The 20,705-nt window shown below is 72.2% G+C and carries 24 protein-coding genes; 13 read left to right on the top strand and 11 right to left on the bottom strand.

All coding sequences use genetic code 11. The annotated features are described in order from the left end of the window. Positions 1-3: 3 nt before the first annotated feature. Complete coding sequence (locus ACQPZF_RS08040; protein ID WP_433269822.1) at positions 4-1,386, top strand: FAD-binding oxidoreductase; 1,383 nt, start codon at positions 4-6, stop codon at positions 1,384-1,386. 80 nt (positions 1,387-1,466) lie between these two features. Here the strand turns inward: ACQPZF_RS08040 and ACQPZF_RS08035 are convergent, their stop codons facing one another. Further along, the gene (locus ACQPZF_RS08035) at positions 1,467-1,805 is read right to left on the bottom strand and encodes a YybH family protein (protein WP_433274475.1); all 339 of its coding nucleotides are present in this window, start codon (positions 1,803-1,805) and stop codon (positions 1,467-1,469) included. Between the two features lie 76 nt (positions 1,806-1,881). On the opposite strand from ACQPZF_RS08035, the gene ACQPZF_RS08030 reads away from it, so the two are divergent. Further along, positions 1,882-2,868: a helix-turn-helix transcriptional regulator gene (locus tag ACQPZF_RS08030; protein WP_433269820.1), complete on the top strand. Its 987-nt coding sequence runs from the start codon at positions 1,882-1,884 to the stop codon at positions 2,866-2,868. A 121-nt stretch (positions 2,869-2,989) separates the two neighbouring features. On the opposite strand, the gene ACQPZF_RS08025 is transcribed toward ACQPZF_RS08030, so the two are convergent. From ACQPZF_RS08025 to hrcA, 5 genes are all read right to left on the bottom strand, one after another. Beyond that, a complete protein-coding gene (locus tag ACQPZF_RS08025; protein WP_433269818.1) occupies positions 2,990-3,331 on the bottom strand; it encodes a histidine triad nucleotide-binding protein in 342 nt (113 codons plus the stop codon). A gap of 10 nt (positions 3,332-3,341) precedes the next feature. Continuing rightward, complete coding sequence (locus tag ACQPZF_RS08020; protein ID WP_433274473.1) at positions 3,342-3,968, bottom strand: alpha/beta hydrolase family protein; 627 nt, start codon at positions 3,966-3,968, stop codon at positions 3,342-3,344. A gap of 243 nt (positions 3,969-4,211) precedes the next feature. After that, positions 4,212-4,946, bottom strand: coding sequence for a 16S rRNA (uracil(1498)-N(3))-methyltransferase (locus tag ACQPZF_RS08015; RefSeq protein ID WP_433269816.1), 735 nt, complete (start codon positions 4,944-4,946; stop codon positions 4,212-4,214). Next, positions 4,943-6,091, bottom strand: a complete 1,149-nt coding sequence (gene dnaJ, locus ACQPZF_RS08010; RefSeq protein ID WP_433269814.1) for a molecular chaperone DnaJ — start codon at positions 6,089-6,091, stop codon at positions 4,943-4,945. The genes ACQPZF_RS08015 and dnaJ overlap by 4 nt, the downstream gene beginning before the upstream one ends. Positions 6,092-6,169: 78 nt before the next feature. Further along, positions 6,170-7,192 (bottom strand): heat-inducible transcriptional repressor HrcA, encoded by a 1,023-nt coding sequence (hrcA, locus tag ACQPZF_RS08005; RefSeq protein WP_433269812.1) that lies wholly within the window; start codon positions 7,190-7,192, stop codon positions 6,170-6,172. Between the two features lie 109 nt (positions 7,193-7,301). Here hrcA and ACQPZF_RS08000 point away from each other — a divergent pair, with 109 nt between their 5' ends. Further along, the gene (locus ACQPZF_RS08000; protein WP_433269810.1) at positions 7,302-8,042 is read left to right on the top strand and encodes a GNAT family N-acetyltransferase; all 741 of its coding nucleotides are present in this window, start codon (positions 7,302-7,304) and stop codon (positions 8,040-8,042) included. On the opposite strand, the gene hemW is transcribed toward ACQPZF_RS08000, so the two are convergent. Continuing rightward, the gene (gene hemW, locus ACQPZF_RS07995) at positions 8,035-9,249 is read right to left on the bottom strand and encodes a radical SAM family heme chaperone HemW (RefSeq protein WP_433269808.1); all 1,215 of its coding nucleotides are present in this window, start codon (positions 9,247-9,249) and stop codon (positions 8,035-8,037) included. The two genes, ACQPZF_RS08000 and hemW, sit on opposite strands and share 8 nt — an antisense overlap. A 292-nt stretch (positions 9,250-9,541) precedes the next feature. Here hemW and ACQPZF_RS07990 point away from each other — a divergent pair, with 292 nt between their 5' ends. Genes ACQPZF_RS07990 through ACQPZF_RS07950 form a run of 9 tightly spaced genes read left to right on the top strand, consistent with a single transcriptional unit; the run spans position 9,542 to position 17,870 of the window. Then, a complete protein-coding gene (locus ACQPZF_RS07990; RefSeq protein WP_433269806.1) occupies positions 9,542-11,224 on the top strand; it encodes a nitrite/sulfite reductase in 1,683 nt (560 codons plus the stop codon). After that, a complete protein-coding gene (locus tag ACQPZF_RS07985; protein ID WP_015098919.1) occupies positions 11,221-11,379 on the top strand; it encodes a hypothetical protein in 159 nt (52 codons plus the stop codon). Before ACQPZF_RS07990 ends, ACQPZF_RS07985 begins: the two co-directional genes overlap by 4 nt. Next, positions 11,376-12,077: a phosphoadenylyl-sulfate reductase gene (locus tag ACQPZF_RS07980; RefSeq protein WP_433269804.1), complete on the top strand. Its 702-nt coding sequence runs from the start codon at positions 11,376-11,378 to the stop codon at positions 12,075-12,077. Before ACQPZF_RS07985 ends, ACQPZF_RS07980 begins: the two co-directional genes overlap by 4 nt. Then, positions 12,074-13,027: a sulfate adenylyltransferase subunit CysD gene (gene cysD, locus ACQPZF_RS07975; RefSeq protein ID WP_433269802.1), complete on the top strand. Its 954-nt coding sequence runs from the start codon at positions 12,074-12,076 to the stop codon at positions 13,025-13,027. Before ACQPZF_RS07980 ends, cysD begins: the two co-directional genes overlap by 4 nt. Then, positions 13,028-14,368 (top strand): sulfate adenylyltransferase subunit 1, encoded by a 1,341-nt coding sequence (locus ACQPZF_RS07970; protein ID WP_433269800.1) that lies wholly within the window; start codon positions 13,028-13,030, stop codon positions 14,366-14,368. 23 nt (positions 14,369-14,391) lie between these two features. Continuing rightward, the gene (locus ACQPZF_RS07965) at positions 14,392-15,474 is read left to right on the top strand and encodes an ABC transporter substrate-binding protein (RefSeq protein WP_433269798.1); all 1,083 of its coding nucleotides are present in this window, start codon (positions 14,392-14,394) and stop codon (positions 15,472-15,474) included. Positions 15,475-15,494: 20 nt separating this feature from the next. After that, positions 15,495-16,280, top strand: a complete 786-nt coding sequence (locus ACQPZF_RS07960; protein ID WP_433269796.1) for an ABC transporter ATP-binding protein — start codon at positions 15,495-15,497, stop codon at positions 16,278-16,280. Further along, positions 16,261-17,139: an ABC transporter permease gene (locus ACQPZF_RS07955; protein WP_433269794.1), complete on the top strand. Its 879-nt coding sequence runs from the start codon at positions 16,261-16,263 to the stop codon at positions 17,137-17,139. The genes ACQPZF_RS07960 and ACQPZF_RS07955 overlap by 20 nt, the downstream gene beginning before the upstream one ends. Further along, the gene (locus ACQPZF_RS07950; protein WP_433269792.1) at positions 17,136-17,870 is read left to right on the top strand and encodes a sirohydrochlorin chelatase; all 735 of its coding nucleotides are present in this window, start codon (positions 17,136-17,138) and stop codon (positions 17,868-17,870) included. Before ACQPZF_RS07955 ends, ACQPZF_RS07950 begins: the two co-directional genes overlap by 4 nt. A 120-nt stretch (positions 17,871-17,990) precedes the next feature. Here ACQPZF_RS07950 and ACQPZF_RS07945 read toward each other — a convergent pair whose 3' ends face one another. Together ACQPZF_RS07945 and ACQPZF_RS07940 are read right to left on the bottom strand one after the other, a co-directional pair. Beyond that, positions 17,991-18,440 carry a MarR family winged helix-turn-helix transcriptional regulator gene (locus ACQPZF_RS07945; RefSeq protein WP_433269790.1) on the bottom strand — a complete coding sequence of 150 codons (450 nt, stop codon included), beginning with the start codon at positions 18,438-18,440 and terminating at the stop codon, positions 17,991-17,993. Further along, positions 18,437-19,060 (bottom strand): DJ-1/PfpI family protein, encoded by a 624-nt coding sequence (locus ACQPZF_RS07940; RefSeq protein WP_433269788.1) that lies wholly within the window; start codon positions 19,058-19,060, stop codon positions 18,437-18,439. The genes ACQPZF_RS07945 and ACQPZF_RS07940 overlap by 4 nt, the downstream gene beginning before the upstream one ends. Before the next feature lie 61 nt (positions 19,061-19,121). Here ACQPZF_RS07940 and ACQPZF_RS07935 point away from each other — a divergent pair, with 61 nt between their 5' ends. Next, positions 19,122-19,898 carry an enoyl-CoA hydratase-related protein gene (locus tag ACQPZF_RS07935; protein WP_433269787.1) on the top strand — a complete coding sequence of 259 codons (777 nt, stop codon included), beginning with the start codon at positions 19,122-19,124 and terminating at the stop codon, positions 19,896-19,898. A gap of 39 nt (positions 19,899-19,937) precedes the next feature. Here the strand turns inward: ACQPZF_RS07935 and ACQPZF_RS07930 are convergent, their stop codons facing one another. After that, a complete protein-coding gene (locus tag ACQPZF_RS07930; protein ID WP_433269785.1) occupies positions 19,938-20,204 on the bottom strand; it encodes a barstar family protein in 267 nt (88 codons plus the stop codon). Beyond that, the gene (locus ACQPZF_RS07925) at positions 20,201-20,695 is read right to left on the bottom strand and encodes a ribonuclease domain-containing protein (protein ID WP_433269783.1); all 495 of its coding nucleotides are present in this window, start codon (positions 20,693-20,695) and stop codon (positions 20,201-20,203) included. The genes ACQPZF_RS07930 and ACQPZF_RS07925 overlap by 4 nt, the downstream gene beginning before the upstream one ends. Between the last annotated feature and the right edge of the window lie 10 nt (positions 20,696-20,705).

Raw genomic sequence — 20,705 nt, 5'->3', positions numbered from 1 at the left:
GGGGTGGACGTCGTGGAGTTCGACCGCAGGACGTTTCTGGGAGCCACCGGTCTCGCGGCTCTGGGCACGTGGGACCGGGACTGGAACCGGCTGCGCCGGGTGCTGAACGGACGGCTGGTGTTACCCGGTGACGCCGACTACGACACCGTTCGGCGTCCTTACAACCTCGTGTACGCGCAGCGCCGTCCGGCAGCGATCGCGTTATGCGCGGACGAGGCAGACGTGGCCCGCTGCCTGGAGTTCACGTCGGCGCACCGCGTTCCGGTCGCCGCGCGGGCCGGTCGGCACAGCTATGCGGGCTACTCGGTGCCCGAGAATGGGCTGGTGGTCGACCTGTCGGCGTTGAGCGGGGTGCACGCCGGACCGGTGTCGACCGTCGGCGCGGGCACCTCGATGATCGACCTGTACGAGGGGCTGGGCGCGGCCGGCCGGCTGCTGCCCGCCGGGACGTGCCGCAGTGTCGGCATCGGCGGGCTGGCGCTGGGCGGCGGGATCAGCGTGGTGGGCCGGAAGTACGGGCTGACCAGCGACCGGCTGCGCGGGGCGCGGGTGGTGACGCCGGACGGCTGCCTGCGCCGGGTGGACGCGGAGCACGAGCCGGACCTGTTCTGGGCGCTGCGCGGCGGCGGTGGCGGCAACTTCGGGATCGTCACGTCGTTCCGGTTCGCCACCGCCCCGGCCCGCGACCTGGCGCCGTTCGAGCTGCGCACCCCGCCGGGCGCGGCGGTGGACGTGTTCGGCGCGTGGCAGGAGTGGATGGTCGACTTGCCGGACGGGTTGTGGTCGGCGTGCCGGCTCGATTCGGGCACGCCGACCCGGGCGCTGGTGTCCGGCTGCTGGGTGGGCACGCCGGAGTCCCTGACACCGCTGCTGGACCGGTTGGCGGCGAAGGTCCCGGTACTGGCGCGGGATGTCCGGCCGATGGACTCCCTGACGGCCATGCGGTACTACGCGAACTGCCTGAACGGGTGTCCGCCGTTCACCGGGCTGCCGTTCGTGGCCTCGTCGCGGATGGTGCGGCGTCCGCTCGACCCGGCGCGGGTGGTCGGGCTGCTGGACGGCGAGCGGGCGACGGCGATCCTGTGCGACGCGCTCGGCGGGGCGATCGGGCGGGTCCGGGCGGAGGACACGGCGTTCCCTCACCGGGACGCGATCGCCGCCGCGCAGGTCTTCGTCGAGGCGGCCGGGGTGAGTGAGGCGCAGGCGCGACGGGAACTGGCCGTGGTGCGCGACGGGCTGGGCCTCGGGACCGGGTACGTGAACTACATCGACCCGGAGATGCCGGACTGGCGCACGGCCTACTACGGCCGCAACTACCCGAGGCTGCGCCGGGTGGCCCGGCGCTACGACCCGGACCGCGTGCTGGCGTTCCCGCAGTCCGTTTAGGGACTCATCGCGATCGGGGCCCCGGGCGTCCACACGCCGCTGTGCGGCGGTGGGCCGGCGCCGACCCACCGCCGCCCCGCTCACGGCACGAGCACCGGCTGGTCCACGGCCCACAGCCACGACCCGTCCGACTGGCGACGGGCGACCTCGACGGTGATCTCACCGGTGGTCAGCGTGGACGCCGTGAGTGCCAGGTCGCCGCTCACCAGCGCCGGGTGCTGCCTACCCGGCGAGAGCACCGGCGCGGCGGCGAGGAACTGCTCGTACACTTTGCGGATCTCCGCATGTCCGGTCGCGAGGTTGCCCGGCGGGAACGCCAGCACGGCGTCGGGCTCGTACAACGCCACCAGCCCGTCGACGTCGCCCGCGTTGGCGCGCTCGATGAAGTACTTGCCCAGGTCGTTCGGCTCGGTGGCCAGTGTCTTGCTCGTCATGCCGATGAGCCTGCCAACGAATCACGACACCCTGTGTCGTGTATTCCGGTAAAGTTCCCGTGTGCGCGCCGACCGGTTGGTGTCGCTGGTGCTCCTGCTGCGCCGGCACGGTCGGCTGTCCGCGACCGCGCTGGCCCGCGAGCTGGAGGTGTCCACCCGCACCGTGCTGCGCGACATCGAGGCGCTGTCCGCGGCCGGCGTCCCGGTCTACGCCGAACGCGGCCGGCACGGCGGTTTCGCCTTGCTGCCCGGTTTCCAGACCGAACTCACCGGGCTGAACCACGACGAAGCACTCGCCCTGCTGGTCGCCGGATCGCGGCGCGGCGCGCAGGCGTTCGGCCTCGGCTCGGCGCTCGCGTCCGCCATGCGCAAGGTGGTCGACGCGCTGCCGGAGAGCTATCGGGCTACCGCGGCCGGCGCGGCCCGGCGCTTGCTCATCGACCCGGAGACCGACCTCCTCGCCCGCCGGCTGGTCGCCGAGGAGGTGCCCGACGCCGTAGTGGCCGAGGTCCGGCGCGCGGTGTTCGCCGGGCACAAGCTGCGCATCCACTACGCGGCGGCGGGCCAGACCCCGAAGTGGCGCACGGTGGACCCGATCGGCCTGGTCACCGTGCGCGACCAGGGCTACCTGCTGGCCACGAGGTCCGGCGAGGACCGCACGTACCGGCTGTCCCGGGTCCTGGCCGCCGAGGAACTCGCCGAACCCGCGCAGCGACCGGACCGGGTCGACCTGGACCGGGCCTGGCAGGAACGCAGCACGCGGTTCCGGGCCGGCGACGACCAGGTCACCGTGCTGGTGCGGGTGCACCCGGCGCGGCGCGAGGACCTGGTGCGCACCGCGGTGGCCGTCCTCGCCGAAGAAGCCGACGCGGAAAGCTGGCCGCGGCTGGAGGTGACCTTCCAGGACCCGAGGCACGCCGAATGGGCGTTGTGGCAGCTCGCCGCGAACGCGGAAGCCCTGGCCCCGCAGTGGTTGCGCACCTCCCTGCGCAACCGCGCCGCCGCGGTCGCCACCTGCTACGGGGTGTCCGGCGAAGAGCCCGTCTAGGGGGCGGAACGCCGAAGAGCGCAGGTCCGGCGGGTGGTCCGGTCGGGCCGCGGGTCCGGTCGGGCCGCGGGTCCGGTCGGGCCGCGGGTCCAGCCGGACGCGGTCCGAGCCGGGCGCGGATCTAGGCGAGTGCGCCGAGCGCGCGTCCGCCGAGCAGGTGCAGGTGGGCGTGGAACACGGTCTGGCCCGCGTCCGCGCCGGTGTTGAACAGCAGGCGGTAGCCGCTGTCCGCGATGCCCTCGGCCTTGGCCACCTCGCCCGCCGCGACGAACAGGTCGTCCAGCACGCCCGGCGCGGCGACCGCGAGCGCGGCGGCGTCCGGCGAGTGCAGGTGCGGTACCAGCACGACGTGCGTCGGCGCCTGCGGCGAGATGTCGCGGAAGGCCGTGGTCGTCTCGGTCTCGTGCACGATCGTGGCCGGGACCTCGCCCGCGACGATGCGGCAGAACAGGCAGTCGGACATGCACCGCAGGCTAGCGGGCCAGCCGGACCGCGGCGTCCCGGCACACCGCCCACGCCGCCGTGCCGGGCGTGATCAGGTCCAGGTGGCCGACACCGGGCAACGTGACCAGCTCCGCACCCGAGGCCTCGGCGAACGACACGCTCTGCTCGACCGGCACGTCCTCGTCGTCCTCGCCGTGCACCAGGACCAGGGGCTTGTCGATCGGCAACAACGCCGCGGGCGACGCGTCCGCGTACCGCTCGGGCACCTCGTCGGGCAGCCCGCCGAGCAGTTCGGCCGCGCGCCGGGTGATCTGCGGGTGCCGGCGGAAGTCCAGGACACCGGCCTGCGCGACGGCCCCGACGACCCGGGGGTGCCGCGCCGCCGCCCACACCGCCAAGTGGCCGCCCGCCGAGTGCCCGAGGGTCACGACGTCGGCGTCGAGCACGTCGATCGCGGCCAGCACGTCGTCGCCGGTTGCCGGCCACCCGCCGCCACCGGCCACCCGCCGGTACTCGATGTTGTAGGCGGTGACGCCGTGGGCGACCAGGTCGGCCGCGAGCGGGCGTCCCAGCTCCAATCCATAACGCTGATGCCAGAAACCGCCGTGGATGACGACGACAACAGGAAACGAGCCCGAACCGTCGGGTGACGACAATTCACCGAACTGGCTCGGGTGGCTGCCGTAAGGAACGCGCAAAGAAACCCCCTGACATGAAAGGGCCGCGTCGCGATGGGACCTGGGGGTCGCCCCACCGCGACGCGGCGACGCCGGACCGAGGGGGGAGGTGTCCGGCGAGTCTGGTGGTCTGAAGGGCCGATTCCGACTAGACCAATGCAACCCCTCAGGCCATGAGGGTAACCCCTATTCCGGAGGTTCGCCAGAAGGGATCAGCGCCCATTACCCCCAGCGATCGGTGAGCACACCCACAGCTCCCAACGCCACCGCCGCCGCCGTCGACGCTCGCAGAACGGTAGGGCCCAGTCGCACCGCGTGCGCGCCTGCCTCGGTCAACGCCGCCAGCTCGTCGTCGGTGATGCCGCCTTCCGGCCCCACCACCAACAGCACCTCGCCCGCGGCGGGCAGCGGCGCCGACTTGAGGGTCACCGACGCCGATTCGTGCAAAACCAATGCAACTGTGGCGGATTCGACCAAACGGGCCAGCGCGCGGGTGTTCACCGGCTCCGCGACCACCGGCACGCGGGCCCGCCGAGCCTGTTTCGCGGCCTCCCGCGCGGTGCTGCGCCAGCGTTCCAGCGCCTTCGCCCCGCGGGGGCCGTCCTCCCACTTCGTGACGCACCGCGCGGCTTTCCACGGCACCACGCCGTCGACACCCGCCTCGGTCGCCAGTTCCACGGCCAATTCGCCGCGGTCGCCTTTCACCAATGCCTGCGCCACCACCACCCGCACGGCGGGCTCGGGCACCACCCAGCGTTCGACGACGCGCAGCCGCAGCGAATCCTTCAACGCCTCGTCGACCACGCACCGCACCTGCGCGCCGGTCCCGTCGGAGAGCACCAGCTCCTCCCCCGCGCGCAGCCGCCGCACGGTGGCCGCGTGCCGCCCCTCGGGGCCGTCCAGCACGGCTTCCGCGCCGGACGGCAGCGCCGGGACGAGGAAGACCGGCAGCGTCACCGGTGGGCGCGGCCGGACCGCAGCCGCGAGAACAGGCCGCCGCCACCCTTGCCGTTGTGCGCCAGCGTCGGCTCCTCCTCGCCGCGCACCGCGGCCAGCTCCCGCAGCAGCTCGGACTGCCGCGCGTCGAGCTTGGTCGGCACCACGACCTCCAGGTGCACGTGCAGGTCGCCGCGCCCGTCGATGCGGCCGGACGACCGCAGCCTCGGCATGCCCCGGCCGGTGAGCACCAGTTCGGTGTTCGGCTGGGTGCCGGGCTCGATCTCCAGCTCCTCCTCGCCGTCCAGGGTCTGCAACGGCAGCACCGCGCCCAACGCGGCCGTGGTCATCGGGATGCGCACCGAGCAGTGCAGGTTCGCCCCGTCCCGCTCGAACACCTCGTGCGGGATCTCCTCGACCTCCACGTACAGGTCGCCCGCCGGGCCGCCGCCGGAGCCGACCTCGCCCTGGCCGGCCAGCCGCACCCGCATGCCCTCGGCCACGCCGGCCGGGATCTGCACGGAGATCGTCCGCCGCGACCGCACCCGGCCCTCGCCCGCGCACTGGAGGCACGGGTCGGGGATGACCTCGCCCAGCCCCCGGCACACCGGGCACGGCCGGGCCGTGACCACCTGGCCGAGGAACGAGCGCTGGACCGACTGCACCTCGCCGCGCCCGCCGCACGTGTCGCAGCGCACCGGGGACGAGCCCTCGGCGCAGCCGCTGCCCACGCACCGGTCGCACAGGATCGCCGTGTCCACGGTCAGCTCCCGCGACGCGCCCGCCGCGCACTCCTCCAGCGTCATGGACAGCCGGATCAGCGCGTCCGAACCGGGCTGCACCCGGCTGCGCGGCCCGCGCCCGCTGCCCCCCGTCGCCCCGAAGAACGCGTCCATGATGTCGCCGAGCCCGAAGCCCGCGAACGGGTCGTGCATCCCGCCGCCACCGCCACCGGACTGGAGCGGGTCACCGCCCCGGTCGACGAGCTCGCGCTTCCTCGGGTCCGACAGCACCTCGTAGGCGGCCGTCACCTCTTTGAAGCGCGCCTCCTCGTTGGGGTTGACGTCCGGGTGTAGCTGGCGCGCGAGCTTGCGATAGGCGCGTTTGATCTCCTCGGGCGTCGCGTTCCTGGAGACCCCGAGCGTGCCGTAATAGTCCCTCGCCACCGTGTGTCCTCCTGCGGGCGCGCCGAGCGCGCGCTCGCTCGCTTGCGAAACGTCCTGTGGGCGTCCGGTGTTCCCCGGCTACCGTGAAGTCAGGATGTCCCCCACGTAGTTGGCCACCGCGAGCACGGCCGCCATCGTTCCCGGGTAGTCCATGCGGGTCGGACCCACCACTCCCATGCCCCCGAGCAGGTTGTCCCGGCTCCCGTAGCCGATGGACACGACCGAGGTGCTGCGCATCTCGGCCGCCTCGTTCTCCTCGCCGATGTGCACCAGGACCGTGCCGGGATCGCGGGCCGCGGCCAGCAGTTTCAGCACGACGACCTGCTCCTCCAGCGCCTCCAGCACCTGGCGCAGCGAACCGGGGAAGTCTGCCACGTTGCGGGTGAGGTTCGCGGTGCCACCCAGCACCAGCCGCTCTTCCGGGTGCTCCACCAGCGACTCGATCAGCACCGTGCTCACCCGCAGCACCACATCGCGCAGCTCTTTGGGCGCCTGGTCGGGGAGCTGCGCTACCTCGGCGGACGCGTCGGAGAGCCGCTTGCCGACCATGGCGGCGTTGAGCATGGACCGCATCCGGCCCACGTTCTCCTCGGTGATCACGTCCCCGAGGTCCACGGACCGCTGGTCGACGCGGCCGGTGTCGGTGATCAGCACCAGCATCAGCCGGGCCGGTGTGATGGCGAGCACTTCCAGGTGCCGCACGGTGGACCGGCTCAGCGTCGGGTACTGCACGACCGCGACCTGGCGGGTTAGCTGGGCGAGCAGGCGGACGCTGCGGCGCAGCACGTCGTCCAGGTCGTACGCGCCTTCGAGGAAGCTCCGGATGGCCTTGCGCTCGGGCGAGGACAGCGGCTTGACCTCGCTGAGCCGGTCCACGAACAGCCGGTAGCCCTTGTCGGTGGGCACCCGGCCCGCGCTGGTGTGCGGCTGGGTGATGTAGCCGTCCTCCTCCAACGAGGCCATGTCGTTGCGCACGGTCGCGCTGGACACCCCCAGGTTGTGCCGATCCACCAGCGCTTTCGACCCGACGGGCTCCTGGTTGGAGACGTAGTCGGCAACGATCGCGCGCAGCACTTCGAACCGGCGCTCATCGGCGTTCACCGCGCGTCACCTCCACTACGACGACCTGCTTCACCATGAGTTTACGGAGGTGGTGGTCCCGGAAGGGAAAGTCGGTGGCACGGGTTCGCGCGGGTGGATAGCTTCCACTGTGCTCGCCGACATCCAGGCCTCCCTGCGCGACTCGATCCGCGCCCACTCCGAACGCGTGGGCCCGTTCCTCGTGCGCTTCGACGCCCACAGTGACAACGTGTTCATGAACTACGCGGTGCCCGACGCCGCCGCGGCACCGACCGCCGCGCAGGTCGCGGAGCTGGTCGAGGCGTTCCGCGCCCGGTCCCGCACCCCCAGGCTGGAGTACCTGCGGCCGTTCCCGGCGGTGGACGCGGCGCTGGCCGAGGCCGGTTTCACGGTGGACCAGCTACTGCCGATGATGAGCGTCGACCCGGACGACCTGCGCGTCCCCGACGTGCCGGACGGGGTGACGGTGGTCGAGGCGACGTCGGACGACGAGCTGGTGGCGGTGTCCGAGGTGCAGAACACGGCCTTCGGTGTGGGTTCCCTCACCCGGGAGGCCGCGATCGAGCGCCAGCGGGCGCTGCTCGACCACGGTGGGCTGCTGCTGCTCGCGTCGGTCGACGGCGAGCCGGTGGGCGGCGGCGTGTCGACCGGGCCGCAGGGCGGCTGGTCGCAGGTGGCCGGGATCGCCGTGGTGCCGGGGTTCCGGAACCGGGGCATCGCGTCGGCGGTGTGCGGCGCGCTGACCGCGCGGGTGTTCGCGGCGGGTCACCGGCCGTTCCTGGAGACGGAGCCGGACGGCAAGGCCGGGCGGCTGTACGGGCCGATCGGGTACCGGACCATCGGCGAGTCGGCGGCGATCTCGCTCAAGTGAGCCTGCGCACCACGGCGTCGGCCAGCAGGCGGCCCCGGTCGGTCAGGACGCAGCGGCCCCGGTCCAGGGCGTCCGGGTCCAGCAGGCCGTCCGCCGCCGCGACCTTCGCCTCCGACTGGCCCTCGGCGTCGAGGACGTCGACGGGCAGACCGGTGGCCAGGCGGAGTTCCAGCAGGACGCGCTCCACCCGGCGGTCGTCGGCCGCCAGCACCTCGCGGCCCGCGGCCGGGGAGCGGCCGGCGGCCAGCAGCTCGCTGTACTTGGCCGGGTGCTTGACGTTCCACCAGCGCACGCCGCCGACGTGGCTGTGCGCGCCCGGTCCCGCGCCCCACCAGTCGGCGCCCTGCCAGTAGAGGATGTTGTGGCGGCACTCCGCATCCGCGTCCGCCGCCCAGTTCGACACCTCGTACCAGCGCAGGCCCTGTGCGGTCAGCGCGGCGTCGATCAGCTCGTACTTGTCGGCCAGCACGTCGTCGTCGGGCATCGGCAGCTCGCCGCGCCGCACCCGGCGGGCCAGGGCCGTGCCCTCCTCCACGATCAGCGCGTACGCCGACACGTGGTCCACGCCCGCCTCCCGCACGGCGTCCAGGGAGGCGCGCAGGTCGTCGACGGACTCGCCGGGCGTGCCGTAGATGAGGTCCAGGTTCACGTGGTCGAAGCCGGCCTCGCGGGCTTCGCGCGCCGCCGCCACCGGGCGGCCCGGCGTGTGGGCCCGGTCCAGCACGGCCAGCACGTGGCGGGCCGCCGACTGCATGCCCAGCGACACCCGGGTGTAACCCGTGTCACGGAGGGCGGCGAAGAACCCGGCCGAAGTCGATTCGGGGTTGGACTCCGTAGTGACTTCCGCACCTTCCGCGAGCCCGAACGAGGACCGGACCGCGGCCAGCACGTCGGCCAGGCCGTCCGCGCCCAGCAGTGACGGAGTGCCACCGCCGACGAACACCGTGTCGGCCGCCGGGGCGTCGCCGAGCACCGCCGCCGCCAGGTCCAGCTCCCGCCGCAGGCCGTCCAGCCAGGACGCCGGCGAAGCGGAAGTGCCCAGCTCACCGGCGGTGTAGGTGTTGAAGTCGCAGTAGCCGCAGCGGGTCGCGCAGAACGGCACGTGGACGTAGACGCCGAACGGGCGGGAGCCGAGGCCCGCCAAGGCGGCCACGGGCAGTGAGCCGTCGGGCGGCGCGGGGTCGCCGATCGGCAGGGCGGAGGGCATGTCCCCATTGTCCCAGTTACCAGGACCGGGAACCCCGTCCCAGCATGCGGATGGCGGTGGACCACGGGGTGGACGCGTGGCACGCTGACAACCATGACGTCGAACGGAGTGCGCTTGGTGGTCCGCCGCCACGTCGACTTCCGTCGTGTCTCCAGCGCGATGTGCCGTCCTTCGGCATAACCCGCGCCCGACTGTTTGTTCCCGTCGGCGCCGGGTGCGCTGACGAGACCCCCACCACAGCCCCACCGGGACTCGCACGCGCACCAGCGCCCCGAAACCCCGGAGGACGAGGATGGTCCCCCCGACGACGACGCCTCAGCGTGCCAAGCAGCGCCGAGGTGAGGGGCAGTGGGCGCTGGGCTACCGCGAGCCGCTGAACCCGAACGAGCGGAGCAAGAAGGACGACAACCCGCTCAACGTCCGCTCGCGGATCGAGAACATCTACGCCCACGGCGGGTTCGACTCGATCGACCCGGCGGACCTGCGCGGGCGATTCCGCTGGTACGGGCTCTACACCCAGCGCAAGCCCGGCATCGACGGCGGCCGGACGGCCACCCTGGAGCCCGAGGAGCTGGACGACGAGTACTTCATGCTCCGCGTCCGCATCGACGGCGGCCGGCTGACCACGTCCCAGCTCGCGCTGATCGGCGAGCTGTCGCAGACCTACGCGCGCGACACCGCCGACATCACCGACCGGCAGAACGTGCAGTACCACTGGATCCGCATCGAGGACGTGCCCACCCTCTGGCGGAAGCTGGAGGACGCGGGCCTGACCACGATGGAGGCCTGCGGCGACAGCCCGCGCGTGGTGCTCGGCTCCCCGGTCGCCGGCATCGCCGAGGACGAGGTCGTCGACGGGTCGCCCGCGATCGACGAGATCCTGCGCCGCTACATCGGCGACCCGCGCTTCGCGAACCTGCCGCGCAAGTTCAAGACCGCCATCTCCGGCCTGCCGGACGTGGCGCACGAGATCCACGACGTCGCGTTCGTCGGCGTGGACCACCCCGAGCACGGCCCCGGCTTCGACCTGTGGGTCGGCGGCGGCCTGTCCACCAACCCGATGATCGGCAAGCGGCTCGGCGCGTGGGTGCCGCTGGACGAGGTGCCGGACGTGTGGGAAGGCGTGATCAGCGTCTTCCGCGACTACGGCTACCGCCGGCTGCGGCACCGGGCGCGGATCAAGTTCCTGGTCGCCGACTGGGGCCCGGAGAAGTTCCGCCAGGTGCTGGAGACCGAGTACCTCAAGCGCGAGTTGGTCGACGGCCCCCCGCCGGAGGTGCCGGAGATCCCGCACGACCACATCGGCGTGCACCGGCAGAAGGACGGCCGGTACTACGTCGGCGCGGCCCCGATCGCCGGGCGCGTGTCCGGCTCCACGCTGGTGGAGGTCGCGAAGGCGGTCGAGCGGTCCGGGTCGAACCGGGTTCGCCTGACGCCGCAGCAGAAGCTGATCGTGCTGGACGTGCCCGAGGCGGAAGTCAAGGCGCTGCAAGCCGATCTGGCGAAGCTGGGCCTCCAGACCGAGCCGTCGCCGTGGCGGCGGGGCGTGATGGCGTGCACCGGCATCGAGTTCTGCAAGCTCGCGATCGTCGAGACCAAGGCCCGTGCGGTCGAGCTGGTGACGACGCTGGAGACGCGGCTGGCGGACATCGTGTCCGGGGTGACCGCGCCGATCTCCGTGCACATCAACGGCTGCCCGAACTCGTGCGCCCGCATCCAGACCGCCGACATCGGGCTCAAGGGCCAGATCGTGACCGACGCGGACGGCAACCAGGTCGAGGGTTTCCAGGTGCACCTCGGTGGCGGGCTGGGCCTGGACGCCGGATTCGGCCGGAAACTGCGCGGCCACAAGGTGACCGCGGCCGAGCTGTCGGGCTACGTGGAACGCGTGGTGCGCAACTTCGTGGCCAACCGCAAGGAAGACGAGCGGTTCGCCCAGTGGGTGGCTCGCGCCGACGAGGCGGATTTGAAATGAGTGAGAGGGCCACACCTTTTTATTGCCCTTATTGCGGTGACGAGGACCTACGGCCGCAGGAGGAGCCCAGCTACTCGTGGCTGTGCGCCTCCTGCCGCCGCGTGTTCACCGTGAAGTTCGTGGGTCTCAACCTTCCTCAGGAGGTGCAGCGATGACCGCCCCCACCAGGGTCGAGGAACTGAAGGTGATCGCGCAGGCCGCTTCGGTCGAGTTGGCTGACGCCACCGCCGAAGAGACGCTGGCGTGGACCGCCCGGACGTTCGGCGAGAGCTGGATCGTCGCGTCGAACATGCAGGACGCCGTGCTGATCGACCTGGCGGTCAAGGCGAAGCCGGACATCGACGTCCTGTTCCTGGAGACCGGCTACCACTTCGCCGAGACCATCGGCACCCGGGACGCGGTGGACCTGGTCTACCCGGACGTGCACATCGTGAACGCCGCCGCCGAGCAGTCGGTCGCCGACCAGGAGGCGCAGTTCGGGCTGCTGAACCGGACCGACCCGAACCGGTGCTGCCAGTTGCGCAAGGTCATCCCCTTGCAGCGCACGCTGAAGAACTACGACGCCTGGGTCACGGGCGTGCGCCGGGTCGACGCGCCGACCCGCGCGAACACGCCGGTCGTGCAGTGGGACGACCGCAACGGGCTGGTGAAGGTCAACCCCATCGCGGCGTGGTCCGACGACGAGTTCAACGCCTACATCGCCGAGCACGGGGTCCTGGAGAACCCGTTGGTGCAGGCGGGTTATCCCTCCATCGGCTGCGCGCCGTGCACCGCGAAGCCGCTGCCGGGCGCCGACCCGCGCAGTGGCCGGTGGGCCGGGCAGTCGAAGACAGAATGCGGGTTGCACGGATGACGACGACCGAAGACTTGCTCGCCGGGCCTGGCACGGACACCGGAGGTCCGCGCACCACGGCGCTGGACACGTTGGGACGCCTGGAATCCGAGGCGATCCACATCTTCCGCGAGGTGGCGGGCGAGTTCGACCGGCCGGTGATCCTGTTCTCCGGCGGCAAGGACTCGACGCTGCTGCTGCACCTGGCGGTGAAGGCGTTCTGGCCCGCGCCGGTGCCGTTCCCGCTGCTGCACGTGGACACCGGCCACAACTTCGAGGAGGTCATCGACTTCCGCGACCGCGTGGTGGCGCAGCACGGGCTGCGGCTGGAAGTGGCGCGCGTGCAGGACTACATCGACGACGGGCGGCTCGCGGAACGTCCCGACGGCACGCGGAATCCATTGCAGACCGTTCCATTGTTGGACGCGATCACCTCTCACAAATTCGACGCGGTGTTCGGCGGCGGACGCCGCGACGAGGAGCGGGCGCGGGCCAAGGAGCGCATTTTCAGCCTGCGCAACGCTTTCGGTCAGTGGGAACCGCGGCGCCAGCGTCCCGAATTGTGGAACCTCTACAACGGAAGGCACCGTCCGGGGGAACATGTGCGGGTATTCCCGCTGTCCAACTGGACCGAGCTGGACGTCTGGCACTACATCGCGCGAGAGGGGATCGAATTGCCGTCGATCTACTACGCGCACCAGCGTGACGTCTACCTCCGTGACGGCATGTGGCTGGCCGAAGGCCCGTGGGGCGGACCGCGTGACGGGGAGACCCTGGTCTCCAAGACCGTCCGCTACCGCACCGTTGGCGACGGCTCGTGCACCGGCGCGGTGGAGTCCGACGCCGCCGACATCGAGACCGTGATCGCGGAAGTCGCCGCGTCCCGGCTCACCGAGCGCGGGGCGACCCGCGCCGACGACCGGCTGTCGGAAGCCGCCATGGAAGACCGCAAGCGGGAGGGCTACTTCTAAATGAGCGACCTGTTGAGGCTTGCGACCGCGGGCAGCGTGGACGACGGGAAGTCCACGCTCGTCGGCAGGCTGCTCTACGACACCAAGTCCGTGCTCGCCGACACGCTGGACGCCGTGCACCGCGCGAGCGCGGACCGCGGCCTGGCGACGCCGGACCTGTCGCTGCTGGTGGACGGCCTGCGCTCGGAACGCGAGCAGGGCATCACCATCGACGTGGCATACCGGTACTTCGCCACCCCGAAGCGGTCCTTCGTGCTCGCCGACACGCCGGGACACGTGCAGTACACCCGTAATACGGTCACCGGAGCGTCCACGGCCCAACTGGGTGTGCTCCTGGTGGACGCGCGCAAGGGTGTGGTGGAGCAGACCCGCCGCCACGCCGCCGTGCTCGCGCTGCTGGGGGTGCCGCGCTTGGTCCTCGCGGTGAACAAGATCGACCTGGTCGACTACGACGAGGTCACGTTCTCCCGCATCGCCAAGGAGTTCACCGCGCACGCCACCGCGCTCGGGTTCGCCGAGGACGCGGTGGTGGAGATCCCGGTGTCCGCGCTGGCGGGCGACAACGTGGTGGACCGCTCGGCGCGCACCCCCTGGTACGCGGGGCCGACCCTGTTGGAGCACCTGGAGACCGTGCCGGTCGACGCGGACCCGCACGACGCGCCGTTCCGCTTCCCGGTGCAGTACGTCATCCGGCCGCGCACCCCCGACTTCCCCGACTACCGCGGCTACGCCGGACAGATCGCCGCCGGCACCGTCCACGTCGGCGACGCCATCACCGTCCTGCCCATCGGCCTGCGCAGCACCATCACCCGGATCGACACCGCCGACGGCCCACTCGACCAGGCCGCCGCCGGCCAATCCGTCACCCTCCTCCTGGAACACGACCTCGACATCTCACGCGGCGACCTGATCACCGGCGGAGAACCGCCGACCGTCACCGACGAATTCGAAGCCACCGTGTGCTGGCTGGCCGAGAAGCCGCTGACGCCCGGCGCGCGGGTGCTCGTCAAGCACGGCACGCGCACCGTCCAGGCGATCGTCACCGAGCTGCGCAACCGGTTCGACGAGCAGAAGCTGGCCAGCACGGAAGGCCCCGGCTCGCTCAACCTCAACGAGATCGGCCAGGTCGTCGTGCGCACGGCCGAGCCGGTCCCCGTCGACGACTACACCCACAGCCGCCGCACCGGCGCGTTCCTGGTCATCGACGCCTCGGACGGCAGCACGCTGGCCGCGGGTCTGGTCGGGGCGCCGCTGCCGGTGCCCGACGGTGTCGCCGGCTGTACCGAGGGCGGGAGCACCGCCCAGACCGACAGCCACGCCCTCGTCTCCCCCGGTCCCTGATCCCCAGAAAGGCCACCGCCGCCGTGAGCAACAGACGCAGCATCCTGACCAAGTCACTGGCCATACTGACCGCGTTCGCGGCACTCGCCGCGTGCTCACGGGCGGGCGGCGGCGACAACGCCGGCACGCCCGCCGACGACAAGGGCCCGGCCGCCGAAGTCCGGCTGGGCTACTTCCCCAACGTCACCCACGCCGCCGCGCTGATCGGCGTGGACAAGGGCTACTTCGCCAAGGAGCTCGGCGGCACCAAGCTCACCACCCAGACCTTCAACGCGGGCCCCGAGGCGGTCAACGCGCTGCTGGGCGAGTCGCTGGACGTCTCGTTCATCGGCTCCGGCCCGGCCATCAACGCCTACGCCAAGTCCAAGGGCGAGGCGATCCGGCTGGTCTCGGGCGCCACCTCGGGCGGCGCGCAGCTCGTGGTCAAGCCGGACATCGCCGCGCCGGCGGACCTCAAGGGCAAGATCATCACCACTCCGCAGCTCGGCAACACGCAGGACGTGGCGCTGAAGAAGTGGCTGTCGGACCAGAAGCTGGCCATCGGCACGGGGCCCGACCAGGTCAACGTGACCAACACCGAGAACGCGCAGTCGCTCGACCTGTTCAAGAGGGGCGACGTGCACGGCGCGTGGGCGCCGGAGCCGTGGTCGTCGCGACTGGTGCTGGACGCGGGCGCGAAGGTGCTGCTGGACGAGGAAGCCCTGTGGGAGGGCGGCAAGTTCCCGACCACGGTGCTCATCGTGCGCGCGAAGTTCCTCCAGGAGCACCCGCAGACCGTGGAGGCGCTGCTGCGCGGCCACCTCCGGGCGACCGACTACGCGCTGGGCAACAAGGCCGAGGCCAAGCAGGTCGTCAACAACGCGCTCAAGACGCTCACCGGCAAGTCGCTCGGCGAGCCGGTGCTGGACCGCGCGTTCGACAACATCGAGCTGACGCTGGACCCGCAGGCCAAGACGTTCCCCCGGCTGGCGGAGGACGCGGTCGTCGCGGGCGTCGCCAAGGAAGCCGCGGACGTGGCCGGGCTGGCCGACTTCACGCTGCTGAACAAGGTGCTCTCGGCCGCGGGCAAGCCGACCGTGGACACCGCCGGACTGGACAAGAAGTAACTCGGGAAGGCAGGCACACCATGACCGCCACGCTTGAGCCCGCCGCGCAGTCCACTGTGGACGCGGCGGTGACCTTGTCCGGGGTGCGCAAGGCGTTCGGACACGGCACGAACGCGGTGCTGGCGCTCGACGGCGTCGACCTGCAAGTCGCGCCGGGCGAGTTCGTGTGCCTGCTGGGCGCGTCCGGCTGCGGCAAGTCGACCTTGCTGAACCTGGTCGCCGGGCTGGACGCGCCCACCGCCGGCTCCATCGAGCTGACCACGTCCCGGCCCGCCGTGATGTTCCAGGAAGCCGCCCTGATGCCGTGGCTGACCGCCGCGCGCAACGTGGAGCTGCCGCTGCGGCTCGCGGGCCTGAAGCGGGGAGCGCGCCGGGAGAAGGCCAGCGAGCTGCTGTCGCTGGTGCGCCTGGCCGAAGCGGGCCACAAGCGCCCGCACGAGCTGTCCGGCGGCATGCGGCAGCGGGTGGCGCTGGCCCGTGCGCTGGCGTCGACGCTGGGCAGCGCCGAGGAGGGCACGCCCGGCCTGCTGCTGATGGACGAGCCGTTCGCGGCGCTGGACGCCATCACCCGCGACGTGCTCCAGGCGGAGCTGGTGCGGGTGTGGCGGGAGACGTCGACGGCGATCCTGTTCGTCACGCACGACGTGCGCGAGGCGGTCCGGCTGGCACAGCGGGTCATCCTGCTGTCCTCGCGCCCCGGCCGCGTGGTCCGCGAGTGGGCCACCGTGGACGGTGACGAGCCGGCCCTGATCAACGACATCACCAGCCACCTGCGAGAGGTGATCAGTGGCCACGCCGCGGCTTGACAACGACCTGGCGGCGGTCGGCGCGGGTCTGGACGCGCTGGACGCGCCGTCGCAGGAGCAGCGCCCGTCGCTGCGCAAGCGGTTCCTGCGCACCGCGGTGCCGCCGCTGATCGCGTTCGCCCTGCTGCTCGGCGTGTGGCAGGGGCTGTGGGCGGCGGCGTTCTGGCCGGAGTACCAGCTTCCGTCCCCGGCGTCGGTGTGGGCGGCGGTGGCGGAGGCCATCGAGTCCGGCCGCGCGCTGGACGTGCTGTGGACGTCCGTGCACCGGGCCGTCCTCGGCTTCCTCACGGCGGTCCTCATCGCCACGCCGCTGGGTCTGCTGATCGCCAAGGTGCGCGTGGTGCGGGCGGCGATCGGGTCGCTGCTGACGGGTCTCCAGTCGCTGCCGTCGGTGGCCTGGGTGCCGGCGGGCATCCTGTGGTTCGGCGCCACCCCGTCGACCATCTACTTCGTGGTCCTGATGGGCTCGGTGCCGTCGATCGCCAACGGCCTGGTCGCCGGCGTCGACCAGATCCCGCCGCTGCTGCCGCGGGTGGGGCAGGCGTTGGGCGCGGGCAAGCTGGCGGCGGCGCGGCACATCCTGCTGCCGGCCGCGCTGCCGGGCTACCTGGCGGGTCTGAAGCAGGGGTGGGCGTTCTCGTGGCGCTCGCTGATGGCGGCGGAGATCATCGCGACCTCGCCGCAGTTGGGCGAGGGTCTGGGGCAGTACCTGCACAACGGCTCGTCGCTCAACGACATCTCGATGGTGATCGCGGCGATCTTCCTGATCCTGCTGGTGGGCGTGGGGATCGAACTGCTGGTGTTCCGGCCGCTGGAGCGGGCGGTGTTGCGGGCGCGCGGATTGACGGGTGCGCTGTGACCGCGCTGGTGGCCGTGGCGCACGGCAGCCGCGACCCGCGTTCGGCGGCAACCGTGCACCAGTTGCTGGACGTGGTGCGGGCGTTGCGGCCCGCGCTGGACGTCCGGGGATCGTTCCTGGACCTCTCCGCGCCGCGGCTGGGTGACGTGCTGCGGGCCGTGCACGGCGACGGCCACCGGTCGGCCGTCGTCGTGCCTCTGTTGCTGGGCAAGGCTTTCCACGCCCGGGTGGACGTGCCGGGCGCGGTGGCGGAGGCTCGGCTGCCTTCGCTGGACGTGACGATCGCGGACGTCCTGGGCCCCGATCCGCGCCTGGAGTCGGCGGCGCTGCGCCGGCTGGCTTCGGTGGGCGTCCGGTCCGGTGAGCGCGACTGGGGCGTGGTGCTGGCCGGGGCGGGCTCGTCCCATGCCCCGGCGAACGCCCTCGTGACCTCGATCGCCCGGCGTTGGGCGCAGGGCTCGGGCTGGGCGGGTGTGGCGGCGGCCTTCGCGTCCACCGCGTCGCCCGACGTGCCCACCGCCGTGGCGCGGCTGCGGGCGCGGGGGGCGCGGCGGATCGCGGTGGCCTCGTGGTTCCTGGCCCCGGGGCTGCTGCCGGACCGGGTCGCGGCCCTGGCGGGCGAGGACGCCGTGATCGCGCCGCCGCTGGGCCCGGACCCCGAGGTGGCGGAACTCGTGCTGCACCGGTTCGAAGCGGCGGTGGGCGCCGAACTCGCGGTCCGGTCCGCCTGAGTCGCCATTCCTCTTCTCGCCGAGCGGGTCACCGGACGAAGTGGCCGGCCGCCGGTTCGACAACGCAGTAGAAGACGATCACGGACGACGACCGGCTGACGGCGCCGCGCCTGACAACGGTCATTCGGCGTCCAAGGCGGCGATGAGCTTGTCCATCACGGAGAGCGTGGTGCGCAGCTCGTCCAAGCCGATCCCGGCCGAGACGCGGTTCGTGAAGGCGTGCTGGGCCTCGGCGAGACCGCGGACCGCCTGGTAGCCCGCTTTCGTGGGCCGGAACAGCTTGGCGCGCCGGTGAGCCGGGTTGGGCAGGTACTCGGCCAGCCCCTTCGCCACCAACAGGTCCGCGATGCGCTGCACGCTCTGCCTGGTGAGGCTCATCTCGCGGGCGATGCCCGACACCGAGAGGGGCTCGCGCAGGACGGCGCCGAGCACCTGCCACCACGCCGCGGTGAGGCCCACCGGCTTGGTCATCCCCTCGGCGGCCTCCAGGAAGCCGCCGTAGAGGCGGAACGTGCGCATGATCACCTCGGTCAGCACATCGCCCGCCTCCGTGCGCGGCTCCACCGTCACGAGAGAGCCGCCTGGAGCTTGCCGAACCACGCCGGGTCGCCGGTGCTGAACAGTCCGTGCCACGCTTCGAGCACGGCGGGCTCGTACAGGTCGAGTTCGGCGAAGACCTCGCGGGCGAACTCGACCGCGCTGACCGCCCCGGCCGTGATGAGGCCGTCGGCGCGGACGGCTCGTTCGGCGCGGAAGTGGGCGCTGCCGGCGTAGCCCGCGACCGTCTGCAGCTCCTCGACCGCGTTGCCGGTGTGGGCGCGGTCGTCCAGCAGCCCTTCGGCGGCCAGGCCCAGGGTGCCGCCGCAGATCGCCGCCACCGGCACGCCGGCCTCCAGCCAGCGCCGGGCCGCCTTGGCGAACGCCGCGTTGCCGCCGTCCACCCAGCTCTCCGCCCCGGGCAGGATCAGCATCGCGCTGTCCGCCGGGTCCAGGTCCGCCAGCGTCAGGTCGGGGAGCATCCGCACGCCACCCATGGTGGTGATCGGGTCGAGGGTCTCGGCGACGGTCTTCACCTGGTAGCGGCCGGGCACCTGCTGGAACGCCGGGCTGTTGATGCGGGCGGTCGCGTAGCCGAACTCCCAGTCGGCGAGCGTGTCGTACAGGGCGAGGTGGACCGTCTGCGTTGTCATGACAGTATCCTGTCATTTTGACAGGATACTGTCAATGACGCCGCCTCGTAGAGTGCGGCCCATGGCAGACGAGTTGGTCCACTACGAGGTGCGGCGTGGCATCGCGACGATCACGCTGGACTCCCCCCGCAACCGCAACGCCCTGTCCGCGCAACTGCGTGCCGAGCTGACCGGGCACCTGGACACCGCCATCGCCGACGACGGCGTGCGGGTCGTCGTGCTCGGGCACACCGGACCGGTGTTCTGCTCGGGCATGGACCTGAAGGAGGCCGGCGGCGCCGGTGCCGACCAGCAGGGGGTCAACGAGTTCCCCGCCATCCTCGAACGACTGTGGACCAGCCCGAAGCCCGTCGTCGCCAAGCTGGCCGGCCCGGCTCGCGCGGGCGGGGTCGGACTGGTCGCCGCGTGCGACATCGCGGTGGCCGTCGACACGGCGACGTTCGCGTTCAGCGAGGTCCGCATCGGCGTCGTGCCGGCCGTGATCTCGGTGACCGTGCTGCCCCGGCTGCTGCCGCGGGCGGCGCACGAGCTGTTCCTGACCGGCGAGACGTTCGACGCCCGGCGGGCGGAGGAGATCGGGCTGGTCAACGCCGCGGTCGCCGCCGACGCGCTGGACGCCGAAGTCGACCGCTACACGGACATGCTGGCGCTGGGCGGGCCGAACGCCCTGGCCGCCACCAAGCGGATGCTCCAGGAGCCCCGGTCCACCAACCTCGGCGAGGTGTTCGCCGACATGCTGGAGCTGTCGGCGCGGCACTTCGGCGGTCCCGAGGGCCAGGAGGGCATCGCCGCGTTCGTGGGCAAGCGCAAGCCGTCCTGGGTGCCTGCCGGGGACTGAGACCACGGCCGGTCCCGGCGGTCTCCGGAACGGCCGGGATCAGTCCGGGTAGCGCACGGCGAACGTGCGGTCGCCCGCCGACATCGCCTGCTGGGCGTCGGCCAGCACGGACTCCACGTCGTCGTCGCCGCCCTCCCAGACCAGGACGTGCTTGCCCGGCGGCAGCCACGACAGGTCGGTGAGGCAGTCGTACAGCGCGTCCAGGTTCCGCCCGTAGTAGTCGGGGAACTCCATCGCCTCGCCGATCGCGGCGAGCGCGGCCGACTTCGACCGCGCGCCGGGGCGCACCACGTGCAGGTGGGTCATCGGGTCACGTCCACGACGACGAAGGTCGAGTAGTGGTCACCGGTGTAGTAGACCTCGTCACCCGACCCGGTGACGATCCGGCGGGCGCCCCGGTCGCCGCTGTCCGGCGTCGGCACGGTGTACTCGCGGTAGTAGTCGCCGGACTTCGCGGGCAGCCGCTTCTCCCGGTTCTGGAACGTCACCCCGTCGTTGCGCGGGTACGGGAACGGCCCGCCTTGCTCGATCAGCCGCCAGGTCGCCGCCGCCTCGGCGGGCAGGCCGGACAGCTCCTTCACCGGCAGCCCCGACGCGACACCGGGCACCTGGCGCGCCGACGGGCCGGCCGAGGCCGCCGCCGAACCGCCGGTCGAGAGGACGCGGGTGGACGCCGTGGAGGACGCCGTGGTGGGCGACGGTTCGGAGGAGCCGCCGAGGTCCTTGGCGAAGTAGCCGATCACGACCAGCGCGATCAGGCCCACGAGTGCGACGGTCAGGCGCCGGGCGGGAGTCACGTCCGCCAGC

Source organism: Actinosynnema sp. CS-041913, assembly GCF_050942485.1.
GTDB lineage: Bacteria > Actinomycetota > Actinomycetes > Mycobacteriales > Pseudonocardiaceae > Actinosynnema.
Note: the sequence above shows the minus strand (reverse complement) of the source record. Positions and strands in the feature narration are given on the sequence as shown.